The sequence below is a fragment of the Rhodoferax sp. GW822-FHT02A01 genome (genome assembly GCF_038784515.1).
GTDB lineage: Bacteria > Pseudomonadota > Gammaproteobacteria > Burkholderiales > Burkholderiaceae_C > Allorhodoferax.
In genome coordinates this window covers 1,794,342-1,808,620 of record NZ_CP152376.1, presented here as the reverse complement: position 1 = coordinate 1,808,620, position 14,279 = coordinate 1,794,342, and the positions used below count along the sequence as shown (strand labels likewise).

The following is a 14,279-nucleotide window of genomic DNA, read 5'->3' as shown; positions in this document are numbered from 1 at the left end:
CGTCAGCCTCTGGTTAAATGGGTGGAGGGCACTGTGCAGGCCCTCTCGAACAGACTCAGCAATTCTGTGCGAACAGCCGCCTTGAGCGCATCCGATGTGGCACTGACAAACTGGGCACGGTCAAAGCCGGCGCGCAAGCGTACGACGTGGGCGGCGACGCTCAACTGCGGCTCGAATTGCGCGCTCACGCTATAGATTTGCCGTTTGATGGTGTTTCGTGTGACTGCGCGCTTGGCCCAGCGTTTGGGGACCATGGCTCCCAACCAGACGCACTTCTGCGGAAAGAGCGGCAACTGCCCTTGCTCCGTTGACGGGGCCGCCACCAGGCCTGCACTGTGCAAAGCAAAATGGGCAGTGCGGGCGAGGGTCTTGCCCGCCAGGACTGCCTGAAACTGGGGCCGTGTTTTCAATCGTTGCACGTTGGAGCACACCGAAACTGAAACCCCTTGAGACAAAGCAAGTGCCCCAAGAATTGGCCGATCAGAATTGCCAGTGGGTTGGCTTAGACGGCCAGGCGCTTGCGGCCCTTGGCACGACGCGCGTTGATCACGGCACGGCCACCGCGAGTCTTCATGCGAACCAGAAAGCCGTGGGTACGGGCGCGGCGGATTTTGGAAGGTTGGTATGTGCGTTTCATTTGGAATCTCTACTCTGGACCCCGACAACGATCAGGGAAACCGAAGATTATCGCAAACTTTCTCAATTGCGGCAAGGGCTTGGACGGGATTGTGGTTCTGACTTGGCAACAAGGGCATCAAAATCAGGAATGTGGATAACGCTTTGATAAATTACAATGCGACTCCTAAATAAGTAGAACTATCCACAGAAACCTAGAACAAGAATGAGCACGGGACTAAGCTCTGGCAGCCAGCCTTCGGCTGCCCGCGACATCGGCCAGAGCCTGTGGCAAAGCTGCATTGACCAGCTCGCCCAGGAGTTGCCCGAACAGCAGTTCAACACCTGGATCAAACCCCTTCAGGCCCAGGTGCAGGAGGACTTCTCCAAGGTCACCATCTATGTGGCCAACCGCTTCAAACTGGACTGGATCAGGGCGCAATACAGCAGCCGTATTTCCAACATGCTGGAAAAGCTTTACGGCCAGCCAGTTCAAGTTGAGTTAGCCATTACTCCTCGGGAAACCGTTGCCAGGACTCAAACTGCCGTTGCCAGTACGGAAGCCATCGCATTGGAGGAAGTCACCGAGATTGGCGAAGAGCGATCCAACGGGACCCCCAAGAATCGCCTCAACAGCATGCTCACTTTCGAGACGCTGGTGGAGGGTACAGCCAACCGCATGGCACGCGCCGCAGCCATGCATGTGGCCACCATGCCAGGGCATTTGTACAACCCGCTGTTCATCTATGGCGGCGTTGGCCTGGGCAAGACCCACTTGATGCATGCAGTGGGTAACCGCTTACTTGACGACAAGCCTGGCGCGAAAGTTCTCTACATCCATGCAGAACAGTTTGTTTCAGATGTGGTTAAGGCCTATCAGCGCAAGACTTTCGATGAATTCAAGGAGCGTTACCACTCGCTCGACCTGCTGCTGATCGACGATGTGCAGTTCTTTGCCAACAAGGATCGCACACAGGAAGAGTTCTTCAATGCGTTCGAGGCGCTGCTGGCCAAGAAGTCCCACATCGTGATGACCAGCGACACCTATCCCAAGGGGCTGACGGACATCCACGAACGCCTGGTATCGCGCTTTGACTCCGGCCTGACCGTGGCCATTGAGCCGCCGGAGCTGGAAATGCGGGTAGCCATTCTGATCAACAAGGCGCGTGCCGAAGGATCGGAAATGCCCGAGGAAGTGGCCTTTTTTGTTGCCAAGAATGTGCGCTCCAACGTGCGCGAGCTCGAAGGCGCCCTGCGCAAAATCCTGGCGTATTCCAGGTTCAACCAGAAAGACATCTCAATCGCCTTGGCGCGCGAAGCGCTGCGCGACCTGCTGTCGATCCAGAACCGCCAAATATCGGTGGAAAACATTCAGAAGACCGTGGCCGACTACTACAAGATCAAGGTCGCGGACATGTATTCCAAGAAGCGTCCGGCCAGCATCGCGCGGCCCCGCCAGATTGCCATGTACCTGGCCAAGGAACTGACGCAAAAAAGCCTGCCGGAAATTGGCGAGCTTTTTGGTGGACGGGACCATACCACCGTGCTGCACGCGGTGCGCAAAATTGGTGGCGAACGCCAACAAATGACCGAGCTGAATCAGCAATTGCACGTGCTGGAGCAAACGCTCAAGGGTTGATTGCTAAAAACAAGCTTCCGTGCCGGTGAAATGCTGCATAAAACAGCGAAAATGGCGGGATTTACCAAATAGCAGCCAGTTTGACTGGCAGTAGCAAAGTCTGAGACTCTGAAAGAGGTTGAAATGATCGTATTGAAGGCAACGCAAGACAAAGTGCTCTCGGTTCTGCAATCGGTTGCGGGCATCGTTGAGCGGCGCCATACCTTGCCGATTCTTGCCAACGTACTGCTGCGCAAGTCTGGCACCTCGATCCAGCTCACCACCAGCGACCTGGAAATCCAGATCCGCACCACGGCCGAACTGGGTGGCGACACCGGCAACTTCACCACCACCATTGGCGCACGCAAGCTGATCGACATCCTGCGCACCATGCCTTCGGACCAGACCGTGTCGCTGGAATCCAGCCAGAGCAAGATCATCCTCAAGGGTGGCAAGAGCAAGTTCACTCTGCAGACCATGCCGGCGGAGGACTTCCCGTTGGTACAGGAATCCGCCAACTTCGGCCCCGCGTTCAGCGTGCCGCAAAAGACCCTGAAGGACCTGCTGGGCCAAGTGGCGTTTGCCATGGCGGTGCACGACATCCGCTATTACCTCAACGGCATCCTGTTTGTCGCCGAAGGCAAGCAGCTCAGCCTGGTGGCCACCGACGGTCACCGCCTGGCGTTTGCCTCTGCCACGTTGGATGTGGAAGTGCCCAAGCAGGAGGTGATTCTGCCGCGCAAGACCGTGATCGAACTGCAGCGCCTCCTGAGCGATGCGGATGGTGCCATTGAAATGCAATTCGCCAACAACCAGGCCAAGTTCACCTTCGACGGCATGGAGTTCGTGACCAAGCTGGTCGAAGGCAAGTTCCCCGACTACAACCGCGTTATCCCCAAGAACCACAAGAACCAGATCACACTGGGTCGCACCGCGCTGCTGGCCACGCTGCAGCGCACGGCCATCCTGACCAGTGACAAGTTCAAGGGTGTGCGCCTGAACATTGATCCGGGCTCGCTGCGTGTGGCATCCAACAATGCCGAGCAGGAAGAAGCCGTGGACGAACTGGACATCGACTACGGCGGTGACAGCATTGAAATCGGCTTCAACGTGACCTACCTGATCGACGCGCTCACCAACATGAGCCAGGACATGGTGTCCATCGAACTGTCCGACGGCAACAGCTCCGCGCTGTTCACCATCCCTGACAACGCCACCTTCAAGTACGTGGTCATGCCCATGCGGATTTAAGGCCGCAAGCCACAGGCGCCCTTTGACGCAAACCCCCGCCCCGCGGGGGTTTGGTCATTCAAGAGTTTGAGATTTTGTAAGAGAAGTAAGCCATGACTGATAGCAACAAGCCTGATTCCACCCCCGAAAACACGGACGCAGTGCACACCGGTGAGGGCGGCGCGGAGAGTTCCAACTTCCAGCCCACCATCGACGCGCACCAGGCAGGCGCATCAGAAGCCTATGGCGAGGGCTCGATCCAGATTCTCGAAGGCCTGGAAGCCGTGCGCAAGCGCCCTGGCATGTACATCGGTGACACGTCTGACGGCACCGGCCTGCACCACCTGGTGTTTGAAGTGGTGGACAACTCCATCGACGAGTCGCTGGCAGGCCACTGCGATGACATCCTGGTCACCATCCACTCCGACAACTCGGTGAGCGTGGTGGACAACGGCCGCGGCATTCCGACCGGCGTGAAGATGGATGACAAGCACGAGCCCAAACGCTCGGCGGCCGAAATCGCCCTGACCGAGCTGCATGCCGGCGGCAAGTTCAACCAAAACAGCTACAAGGTGTCTGGCGGTCTGCACGGCGTGGGCGTGAGCTGCGTGAACGCGCTCTCCAAGATGCTGCGCCTGACCATTCGTCGCGATGGCAAAGTGCATGTAATGGAGTTCAGCAAGGGCTTTGTGCAGAACCGCATTGTCGAGACACAAAACGGCGTGGAAGTCTCGCCCATGAAGGTGATCGGTGAAACCGAGCGACGCGGCACCGAGGTGCACTTCCTGCCTGACACCGAAATCTTCAAAGAGAACAACGACTTCCACTACGAAATCCTGAGCAAGCGCCTGCGCGAACTCAGCTTCCTGAACAATGGCGTGCGCATCCGCCTGAAAGACGAACGCACGGGCAAGGAAGACGACTTTGCCGGTGCCGGAGGCGTGCAGGGCTTTGTGAATTTCATCAACAAGGGCAAGACCGTCCTGCACCCCAACGTGTTCCACGCCATGGGCGACCGCCAGAGCGATCAGGGCACCAACATCGGCGTCGAAGTGGCCATGCAATGGAACAGCGGCTACAACGAGCAGGTGCTGTGCTTCACCAACAACATTCCCCAACGGGACGGTGGCACCCACCTCACCGGCCTGCGTGCAGCGATGACCCGCGTCATCAACAAATACATCGACGAATCCGAACTGGCCAAGAAGGCCAAGGTGGAAGTGTCCGGCGACGACATGCGTGAAGGCCTGACCTGCGTGCTCAGCGTCAAGGTGCCCGAACCCAAGTTCTCCAGCCAGACCAAGGACAAGCTGGTCTCCAGCGAAGTGCGTGGTCCGGTGGAAGACATCGTGAGCAAGCTGCTGGCCGACTATCTGCAGGAGCGTCCCAACGACGCCAAGATCATTGTCGGCAAGATCATCGAGGCCGCGCGCGCCCGCGAAGCCGCACGCAAGGCGCGCGACATGACGCGACGCAAGGGCGTGCTCGACGGCATGGGCCTGCCCGGCAAGCTGGCGGACTGCCAGGAAAAAGACCCGGCCATGTGCGAAATCTATATCGTCGAGGGTGACTCCGCCGGTGGCTCCGCCAAGCAGGGCCGTGACCGCAAGTTCCAGGCGATCCTGCCGCTGCGCGGCAAGATTTTGAATGTGGAAAAAGCTCGCTACGAAAAGCTGCTGACCAGCAATGAAATTCTCACGCTGATCACCGCCTTGGGTACCGGCATCGGCAAGGCCGGTGGCAGCACTGGCAACGACGATTTCAACGTTGCCAAACTGCGCTACCACCGCATCATCATCATGACCGACGCCGACGTTGACGGCGCCCACATCCGCACCCTGCTGCTGACCTTCTTCTACCGCCAGATGCCCGAGCTGGTGGAACGCGGCCACATCTACATCGCGCAGCCGCCGCTGTACAAGGTCAAGGCCGGTAAGGAAGAGCTCTATCTGCAAGGCCCCAGCGAACTCGACAGCTTCCTGCTGCGCATTGCACTGGTCAACGCATCGGTCTATACCGGCGGCCCCAACGGCACCACGCTGAGCGGCGACACGTTGGCCGAGCTTGCACGCAAGCACCAGGTGGCGCAGAGCGTGATTGCGCGCCTGCAAAACTTCATGGATGCCGAAGCCCTGCGCTCGGTGGCCGATGGCGTTGCGCTCAATCTGGACACCGTAGCCGACGCCGAAGCCTCAGCCGCTGCTCTGCAGGCCAAGCTGCCCGACGCCGAAGTAGCGGGCGAGTTTGACGTGCGCACCGACAAACCCATTCTGCGCATCAGCCGCCGCCACCACGGCAATGTGAAGAGCAGCGTGCTCACACAGGACTTCGTGCACGGCGCCGACTACCACGCCTTGGCCGATGCGGCCAACACCTTCAAGGGCTTGCTGTCCGAAGGCGCACGCGTCATGCGCGGTGAGGGCGAGCGCCAGAAGGAAGAAAAGGTCAACGACTTCCGCGAAGCCATGGCCTGGTTGATCGGTCAGGCCGAGAGCTCCACCAGCCGCCAGCGCTACAAAGGCTTGGGAGAAATGAACCCCAGCCAGCTCTGGGAAACCACCATGGACCCCACCGTGCGCCGCCTGCTACGCGTACAGATCGACGACGCCATCGAAGCCGATCGCGTGTTCACCATGCTCATGGGCGATGAAGTGGAGCCGCGCCGCGACTTCATTGAAACCAATGCGCTGAGGGCGGGCAATATTGACGTTTGAGACTGTTGGGGTCCGTAGGGCGACAAAGTAATTGCGACTCGCGACAAAGTTCTGCGACAAATTGGACAGAATTCTTGCGACCAACCTTCAAAACGCCCTTTTCTGCTTAAAAAATGAGCATTTCGGCTAAGGCAATGTAGATTGGGAGTTTTGCTCTAAAACGGACATGTGACCGGTTGCTGCGCTTGAATGGTTCTTGTTTAGGGAACCTATAAATCCCTGTTTTGCGGCGCGGGATGGTTGTCGGCGATGGTCACATGCGAACCAAAATAGGACTCGACTGTCTCTTTTGGACATACCGGTACCATGTCCCGGAAATTCCGGTCAAGGCTGGCCGCAGTCGGTGATCACGCGTCGACTCACTTGCGGTGCGAGCACTGGGTCGAATGCCCATCAGCGGTCATTTACCGGTGCCGGCGATCGACCCAAAGCGGAAGTCCAGGCGAACAGTTTCATCGCCAGAATGCGGTCATTCGGAAAGAGTTGCATTTCACGGTGACAGGCGGTCGGATCGCAGCGACTTCTGCCGGTCCCCTCGGAATTCTGACCGTCGGATTGCTTTCACATATCCGTCGCTCAGTGCCAAGAAAATAACTTCTCACAACGGAATGGGTAGACAGGACCTCACACTTGCGCAAGTATGGCAAGAACGAAGTTCTCTGTGTTTGCTATCCACTCATTGACTTTGGCTGGACTAATGGACGCGACTTGATGGTTACCCTGGCCGTCATTTGGATTTGCATCTGCTCGATGGACTATTTGATGCCGGCGTTTCATCGCATCCTCCAACGCTGGCAGGAATAGTTGAACTGATGCAGTATTGAGACCGATCGATTGAAGTAGCGAGCAAACTTCACCGGAGTTGTTGTAGTTCGAGCGCTCAAGGCTGGCATCCACGGAGGCTTTGATTACCTCGTCAACGGATTTGCCGCGTTGCGAAGATAACCCATTTCGTCCAGGATCACCATGTCGACATACATCAGGCGGTAGGCCAGTTGTCCTGACTTGCCTTGCACTTTCTCCTGCTCCAGAGCGTTGACCAACTCGACTGTGGAGAAGAACCGCACTCGTTTGCCATGGCTGCGAATCGCTGCAACTCCGAGACTGGTTGCCAGATGTGTTTTGCCTGTGCCGGGACCACCAATGAGAACGACGTTGTGCGCTGATTCCAGGAACTTCATCTGGTGCAGGTCACGCACGAGGGCCTCATCCACGTTGGCTTGGGTGAAGTCGAACCCAGCTAGATCCCGATGTGATTGGAAGCGCGCCACACGCATTTGATAGGCCATGGAGCGCACCTCACGTTGTGCTGACTCTGCCTTGAGCAACTGGTGCAGCACCGTTTCATGGTCCAGCGTCTTCAGGCGTGCGGTGCCCAACACCTCTGGCCACGCACTGGCCATGCCGTGCAAGCTCAGGGCCTTCAATGCAGCAACGATGTCATTAGACATGGCGGGCCTCCTGATTGCGCAGACTGTCGTAGCGCATGACATTGGCCAGCGGCGGCGTCTGCAGGGTCAGCGGCGTGTCCACTTGCATCTCCGTTAGAGGGCGAGAACCGTCTTTGAGTCGACTCAGCGTGTTCAATACATGCTGGGCACTCACGCGACCGCCCTCCAGGGCTATCTCTACAGCCATCAGAACGGTGTCCAGGCCATGTAGTGGAATTGCACTGAGGACCTGTGCCATCACACGGTCTCCGCCGGAGTTCTTGAGCAACTGCCGCTGCAACTCCTGCAGTGACTCGGGCATGGTCTTGAAGGGAGCACCGTTGCGCAAGGCTCCAGGCTTGCGCTCTATCAAACCAATGTAGTGACGCCAGTCATAAAAGGTCCTGTCACGCTCGAAGCTGCGAACCAGATCGACCACTTCCCCGTGGGCGTCCACCACGCGCAGGAATTCTGGATAGGCGCGCAAACTCACGACCGTGTTCACCCATTCGCAAGGCACGCTGTAGCGGTTGCGCTGGAAGTGAATCAGCGCCGTGGAGGTAACGCGCAAAGGCTGCTCCACATAGCCATCAAATGCCTTGGGCAAGGCCATCAAACGGGTGCGCTCATCCTGCATGACATCAGCCACTGTGAGTTCCGGCCAATCCGGGTGGCTCAGTTCGGCCCAACTGTCCTGGCAGGCCTGCAGCAACCACGCATTGAGCTCAGCAAGACTACCCCAACGCTTCTCAGCCGCCTCGCGCCAGATGTGGCGGCGCCGGTCCTGCACATTCTTCTCTACACGTCCCTTCTCCCAGCCCGCAGCGCGATTGCAGAACTCGGCTTCGAACAGGTAATGCCCCGTCATCGACTCGAACCTGGCGTTCACGCTGCGCTCCTTGCCTTTGCCGACCTTGTCGACTGCCGTGCGCATGTTGTCGTAGATGCCACGCTTGGGTACACCGCCAAACACTTCAAAGGCCTTGGTGTGAGCGTCAAACAGCATCTCGTGCGACTGTGTGAAGTACGCCACCAGCACGAACGCGCGGCTGACAGTGGAGCCAGGGACCTCAAGGGGTAGGCCGGCCAGTAGGGTGCTCATACGGGCTACGTTGCGGTTGTCTTCGCCAGCCTGGTTGGCGCAACCGTAGATCACGTCGGTGACGGCTTGCCAATCGACCTGACGGTTGCGCAGCATCAGTGCTCGCAAGGGAACAGCTCCAAGGTCGTCAGCGCGCACACTGCTTAGCGCTCCACCGTAGCGTCCAAAAGGGGTGCGAATGGCATCGCAGATAAATGCTTGTTTCATGTGAGATTCATTGTTTAGATCTGAACGGGCAGACCCACAAGACGCTCAAGTTCGGCGTGCTCCAGGCCTTCAACCATGTCTATGAGTTGCAGACCCGTAGGAGTGCAGGCCAATGTGGCCAGGTCAGAGTAAATGCGCTTGACGCACGCAATGCCGGTCAAAGGGTAGCTGCAGTTCTGCACCACCTTGCTTTCCCCCTTTTTGGTCAGCAGGTCCATCATGACCCAGGTCTGCTTGGCACCAATTGCCAAATCCATCGCGCCGCCCACGGCCGGGATGGAGCCGGCTTCACCGGTGCTCCAGTTGGCCAGGTCACCAGTGGCTGAAACTTGAAAGGCCCCCAGCACGCAAATGTCCAGATGGCCGCCGCGCATCATGGCAAAGCTGTCCGCATGGTGAAAGAAAGCACCACCGTCCAAGAGGGTGACGGGCTGCTTGCCGGCATTGATCAGGTCATAGTCCTCTGAACCAGAGGCCGGCGCGGGCCCCATGCCCAAGATGCCGTTTTCGCTGTGCAGCACCACTTCCATGTGGGCCGGGATGTGGTTGGCCACCAGGGTGGGCTGGCCTATGCCCAGGTTCACATAGGCGCCATCGTGAATGTCTTGCGCCACACGCTGGGCCAGCTGATCCTTACTGCGTTTTTGGTAGTTGCTCATGATGTACTTTTCTCAGGCGGCTTGCTTAAAGCCACCAGCCTGGGTGGCAACATGGTCGATCTTGACGATGCGGGAGACGTGGATGCCGGGCGTGACAATGGCCTCCGGATCAAGCGTGCCCAGCTCCACAATGCTGTGAACTGTGGCAATGGTCCGTTTGGCTGCCGTGGCCATGACGGGGCCAAAGTTGCGCGCCGCCTTGCGGTACACCAGGTTGCCCCACCGATCACCGCTTTCAGCCTTGATCAGGGCCACATCGCCATAGATGGGGTACTCCAGCACGTAGGGTTTGCCGCTGATGACACGGGTCTCCTTGGCGCTGCCGTCAGTGTTCTTGGCCAGTTCGGTACCGAATCCGGTTGGAGTGAAGAAGGCCCCTACACCGGCACCGGCCGCACGCAGACGCTCGGCCAGATTGCCCTGCGGCACCAGCTCTAGCTCTAGCTGGCCACTACGGTACAGGCCATCAAAGATCTGGCTGTCAGCTTGGCGAGGAAAGCTGCAGATGATCTTGCGCACGCGGCCAGTCTTGAGCAAAGCGGCCAGGCCAACTTCGCCATTGCCGGCGTTGTTGTTGACCACGGTGAGGTCACGTGCACCCTGGGCGATCAGGCCATCGATGAGTTCGTTGGGAATGCCGGCGGTGCCGAAACCGCCGATGAGTACCGTAGCGCCGTCTTGTATGCCCGACAAGGCTTCGGCAACCGAGGCGGCAATTTTATTGATCATCGTTGTACCTTGGCCTGAACGGGGTTGAGCACAAAGTCGTAGTGAAGTGTGTAGAACGGGCGGTCCATTCGAGTGCCATCGGGTGCCGTACCGGCCTCATGCCGCACCCAGTCCGAAATTAGTGTGGAGCGAACACCAAAGACAGCGTCGGAGTCGAGATACTTGTCTTCGTCGCGGAATACATGAGTGATCAGCCTCTCAAAGCCTGGTGCAACCAGCATGAAATGCAAGTGGGCAGGACGCCAGGGATGGCGACCCAGTGCCTCCAGCATTTTTCCAACCGGACCGTCGTGGGGAATCGGATAGGGTTGGGCCAGGATAGAACGGAAGTGGTATTCGCCCTTTGCATCTGTGACGAAGCGGCCACGGGCGCGGTGTTCATGCTGCCCTGACGACGAAGCTGGACGCTGCACGTCGTAGAAGCCGTCTTCATCGGACTGCCAGACATCCATGGAAACGCTGGGAAGGCCCCTGCCTTCCAGATCGGTTACCTTGCCGCTTACAAAGCAGGGCTCACCACCGGCCCCATTCGACATGTCGGCGCCCAAAGCATATTCAGGGGCACCCTCGACAAAGAAGGGACCAAAGACGGTGGCCTCGGTACAGCCTGCGGGTTTGATGTTGTTCTGTGAAGTGACCAGAGTGGACAGTCCCAGCACGTCAGACAGCAGGATGAACTCCTGGCGTACGTCATCGGTGATGTGCCCTGTAGCGGTCAGAAATTCGATGCCTTGGAACCACTCCTCCTCGGTCAGATTGACCTCCCTGGCGAAGGAGTGCAGGTGTTGGACCAGGCTGGTCATGACCTGGCGCAGGCGTTCGTTCCTGCAGTCCGTAATGGACGCGAGCACGGCCTGCGTGATCGTATCTTCGTTGATATTGCGCATGGTTGTCTGTCTCCTTATTGGGCGTTTTTCTGTAGGTAGCCGATACGTTACTACTGCGTCGGTTGGAAAAAAATGCTCTATAGTGAAATCAGTTTTCCATAAAACGAAGTAATCCAAATGGATCATTGGTCGCAAGTAGCATTCTTTGTCCAAGTTGCAGAGCTCAAGAGCCTGTCTCGTGCGGCGGAGAAACTGGAGATGTCCAACGCGGCGGCCAAGCCATGATCAAACACATTGTCATGTGGAATGTCCGTGGTGATACCGCCCAGGCACGCAAGGAATCTGCCCAGTACATCAAAGGCCGGTTTGAAAGCCTGCTTGGCAAGATTCCTGGAATGCAGAAACTTGAAATCGGTCTGGATGAGAGCCGGGTCGAATATGCCTGCGACGTTGTGCTGTATTCCGAGTTCGACTCCAAAGAGGCCCTGGACGCCTATGCCAACCATCCTGAGCATCTGCGCATTCGTGGTGACCTGGGTGGAATTCGTATCACACGGCACCAAGTCGACTACACCACTGAGGCGCACTAATCATGGCCATACGGGATTTCATATTTACCGCACAACCCTCACGGGTGGTTTTTGCCAAGGGTAGCTTGAGCCAACTGGCTGAAGAAGTAAAGGCCCTTGGCGCTCGGCGTGCCCTGGTACTGTGCACGCCACAACAACGCGCACAAGCCCAGCAAGCCAGTGACTTGTTGGGAGAGATGAGTGCAGGCATTTTTGATGGCGCACAAATGCATGTGCCTATCGAAGTGGCACGCGTCGCTCGTGAACATGCCAAGGCAGTCGGTGCTGACTGTGCCGTGGCCATTGGCGGAGGTTCTACCATAGGGTTGGGCAAAGCAATTGCAATGGAGTCTGCGTTGCCCATCATCGCAATTCCAACCACCTATGCTGGCTCGGAGATGACACCCATCTATGGCATTACCGAAGCCGGAGCCAAGAAAACCGGTCGCGACATTCGCGTGCTGCCCAAGACTGTGCTGTACGACCCCAACCTCAGCGTGGGTCTGCCGCTGGGTATGTCAGTGGTAAGTGGCATGAACGCCATTGCCCACGCTGCCGAAGGCCTGTACGCCAAGGATGGAAACCCTGTGATGTCGCTGATGGCCGAAGAGGGCATCCGTGCCCTGGCTCTGGGGCTCAAGGGCATTGCGCAGAACGCGTCTGATATGGACGCCCGCAGCGAATGCTTGTATGGCACATGGCTGTGCGGATCTGTTCTGGGCCATGTGGGCATGTCCCTGCATCACAAGCTCTGCCATGTGCTGGGTGGCAGCTTCAATCTGCCACATGCAGAGACTCACACCATCATCTTGCCGCATGCACTGGCCTACAACGCGAGCGCCGCACCGCAGGCCATGCAACGTATTGCCAAAGCTCTGGGAGCGCCCCACGCAGCCGAAGGGGCATTCGACCTGGCCAAGCAACTGGGTGCGCCCATGGCCCTGCGCGAAATAGGCATGAAGGAGGCGGACCTGGAACAGGCCTGCAAGATTTCCATGTCCAACGCCTACTGGAATCCCCGGCCGCTCGAAGAAGTGGCCTTGATGGGTCTGCTCAGGAACGCCTGGGCCGGTGATCGCCCCAACAGCCTTTCGATCTGATTACATAAGGAGACAACATCATGAGCAAGCCAATTGGAGACCAAGCCACTTTGGGCGTGGCATGTCTGGGAATTACCCACCCTCATACGTCGGGCCGCGTGCGCGCTGTGCAACGCCTGCCCAACGCCCGCGTGCTGGCAGCCTACGACGACAGTCCTCTGCTCAAGCCATTCTGCGAGGCCATGGGTATTGAGGCACGCACCAAGCAGGAAATCCTGGACGACCCCAACGTCCACGCCATCTATGTGCACTCCAAAAGCAACAAGATGGCCGACTTGTCTATCGAGGCACTCGAAGCTGGCCTTTGAAGGAAACTGCACACTGAGGACTTTGAACCAACTGGCCGACCTGATGGCGAAAGAGATGTTGTGGGACGAAGCGCGAATAAGTGAAGAAGTATCCAACTGCGTTTATCTGCTTACCAATCAGTACGGGTTAAAGTTCAGCACGGCAGATGTCTAGTTCATTCACATGAAAAATTCACCATTTCAATCTGAGACCCATTCAGCCGGCACCCCGCTTGAGCAAGCAGTTCCTCGTGCCAGCCGGGACTTGTTATGGCTTCAAGTCAAGAATTCAATTCTCGACTTGATCAGCACGCAGCAGCTTCAGGCGGATGCGCCGCTACCCTCCGAAAGCGAATTGTGTACACGCTTTGGCGTCTCTCGTACGGTTGTCAGAGAGGCCATGAATCAGCTGGTTTATGAGCACGTGATCTACAAGCGTCAGGGAAAGGGTGCCTTCGTCGCTGGCCGAAGGGAGAGTCAAGAGGTTTTTGTATCCTCCGCCATGGGCTTCTCTGATGAATGGCTGGGCAAACACAGAACGGTCATGCGGCGAATCTTGGTACAGCAAAGCAAGATTCCTGGGCCTCGCGTTCAAGAGATGCTCCGCCTTCCAACAGACGGAAGCACAGACTCCAGAGTCGTTGAAATCGCGCGCGTGCTCAGCGCAGAAAACATACCTCGTATGTTTGTAACCATCTCAATTCCCGAAAGACTGGTCCCTGGACTCGCTCAACTGCCCTTGCAGACACGTTCACTGTATGACATCCTTCGACGACAGTATGGCTTGCACTTCAAGAGCGCTGACCGCTGGATTGAAGCAACAGCAGCAACACCAGAGGCCGCCAAGTTGCTCCAGGTTGCCATCGGAACGCCCCTGATTGAAGTCGAGTCATGCGCTTACAACGAGACAGGTCAGCCAGTTGAATACTTCAAAGCACTTTGCCGCACGGACCTTGGATCACTACATTTTCCCGTGCGCAGATGATTCGTGACCGTTGACACAGTCTATCAATATTGACGATCACTAATTGACCATAAGTCCCGGCGGTCAACACGCTACCACTGTATGGCGAACGGATGCATCGATGCGATGAATTTGAAGTATGCCAAGGTGGCAGTGGGCACTTTGGAGGCCCCTACCATTAACTGCAGCCTCAAAGGCTGACTTCAACGTCGGCTTTGTTGTCCGTAG

12 protein-coding genes and 4 pseudogenes are annotated in these 14,279 nt (G+C 57.5%); 8 read left to right on the top strand and 8 right to left on the bottom strand.

From position 1 onward, the window contains the following. Positions 1-2: 2 nt before the first annotated feature. Positions 3-419 carry a ribonuclease P protein component gene (locus AAGF34_RS08590; RefSeq protein WP_342620197.1) on the bottom strand — a complete coding sequence of 139 codons (417 nt, stop codon included), beginning with the start codon at positions 417-419 and terminating at the stop codon, positions 3-5. Positions 420-502: 83 nt separating this feature from the next. After that, positions 503-637 carry a 50S ribosomal protein L34 gene (rpmH, locus tag AAGF34_RS08585; protein WP_006299042.1) on the bottom strand — a complete coding sequence of 45 codons (135 nt, stop codon included), beginning with the start codon at positions 635-637 and terminating at the stop codon, positions 503-505. A gap of 204 nt (positions 638-841) precedes the next feature. Between rpmH and dnaA the strand changes: the two genes are divergently transcribed. The 3 genes from dnaA to gyrB all read left to right on the top strand — a co-directional run bounded on the left by dnaA (position 842) and on the right by gyrB (position 6,177). After that, the gene (gene dnaA, locus AAGF34_RS08580) at positions 842-2,254 is read left to right on the top strand and encodes a chromosomal replication initiator protein DnaA (RefSeq protein ID WP_342620196.1); all 1,413 of its coding nucleotides are present in this window, start codon (positions 842-844) and stop codon (positions 2,252-2,254) included. A 123-nt stretch (positions 2,255-2,377) separates the two neighbouring features. Continuing rightward, entirely contained in the window at positions 2,378-3,484 is a 1,107-nt protein-coding gene (gene dnaN / locus AAGF34_RS08575) for a DNA polymerase III subunit beta (RefSeq protein WP_342620195.1), read from the top strand. A 92-nt stretch (positions 3,485-3,576) separates the two neighbouring features. After that, entirely contained in the window at positions 3,577-6,177 is a 2,601-nt protein-coding gene (gene gyrB / locus AAGF34_RS08570; RefSeq protein ID WP_342620194.1) for a DNA topoisomerase (ATP-hydrolyzing) subunit B, read from the top strand. A gap of 938 nt (positions 6,178-7,115) precedes the next feature. Here gyrB and AAGF34_RS08565 read toward each other — a convergent pair. From AAGF34_RS08565 to AAGF34_RS08540, 6 genes and pseudogenes are all read right to left on the bottom strand, one after another. Continuing rightward, positions 7,116-7,628 (bottom strand): annotated as a pseudogene (locus AAGF34_RS08565) (ATP-binding protein); the annotation flags it as partial. Further along, positions 7,621-8,658: pseudogene (gene istA, locus AAGF34_RS08560) on the bottom strand (IS21 family transposase); the annotation flags it as partial. The pseudogenes AAGF34_RS08565 and istA, both read right to left, overlap by 8 nt. Before the next feature lie 54 nt (positions 8,659-8,712). Next, positions 8,713-8,916 (bottom strand): annotated as a pseudogene (locus AAGF34_RS08555) (3-oxoadipyl-CoA thiolase); the annotation flags it as partial. A 14-nt stretch (positions 8,917-8,930) separates the two neighbouring features. Then, positions 8,931-9,575 carry a 3-oxoacid CoA-transferase subunit B gene (locus AAGF34_RS08550; RefSeq protein WP_342620193.1) on the bottom strand — a complete coding sequence of 215 codons (645 nt, stop codon included), beginning with the start codon at positions 9,573-9,575 and terminating at the stop codon, positions 8,931-8,933. Positions 9,576-9,587: 12 nt separating this feature from the next. Beyond that, entirely contained in the window at positions 9,588-10,304 is a 717-nt protein-coding gene (locus AAGF34_RS08545) for a 3-oxoacid CoA-transferase subunit A (RefSeq protein ID WP_342620192.1), read from the bottom strand. Then, positions 10,301-11,191, bottom strand: a complete 891-nt coding sequence (locus tag AAGF34_RS08540) for an intradiol ring-cleavage dioxygenase (protein WP_342620191.1) — start codon at positions 11,189-11,191, stop codon at positions 10,301-10,303. The genes AAGF34_RS08545 and AAGF34_RS08540 overlap by 4 nt, the downstream gene beginning before the upstream one ends. Positions 11,192-11,308: 117 nt before the next feature. Here AAGF34_RS08540 and AAGF34_RS08535 point away from each other — a divergent pair. The 5 genes and pseudogenes from AAGF34_RS08535 to AAGF34_RS08515 all read left to right on the top strand — a co-directional run. Continuing rightward, a pseudogene (locus AAGF34_RS08535) lies at positions 11,309-11,407 on the top strand (LysR family transcriptional regulator); the annotation flags it as partial. 5 nt (positions 11,408-11,412) lie between these two features. After that, positions 11,413-11,721, top strand: a complete 309-nt coding sequence (locus AAGF34_RS08530; protein ID WP_342620190.1) for a Dabb family protein — start codon at positions 11,413-11,415, stop codon at positions 11,719-11,721. A 2-nt stretch (positions 11,722-11,723) separates the two neighbouring features. After that, on the top strand, positions 11,724-12,800 hold the full coding sequence (locus AAGF34_RS08525; RefSeq protein WP_342620189.1) for a maleylacetate reductase: 1,077 nt from the start codon (positions 11,724-11,726) through the stop codon (positions 12,798-12,800). Positions 12,801-12,820: 20 nt separating this feature from the next. Continuing rightward, on the top strand, positions 12,821-13,108 hold the full coding sequence (locus tag AAGF34_RS08520) for a hypothetical protein (RefSeq protein WP_342620188.1): 288 nt from the start codon (positions 12,821-12,823) through the stop codon (positions 13,106-13,108). 163 nt (positions 13,109-13,271) lie between these two features. After that, positions 13,272-14,072: a GntR family transcriptional regulator gene (locus tag AAGF34_RS08515; RefSeq protein WP_342620187.1), complete on the top strand. Its 801-nt coding sequence runs from the start codon at positions 13,272-13,274 to the stop codon at positions 14,070-14,072. The last annotated feature ends 207 nt before the right edge of the window (positions 14,073-14,279 follow it).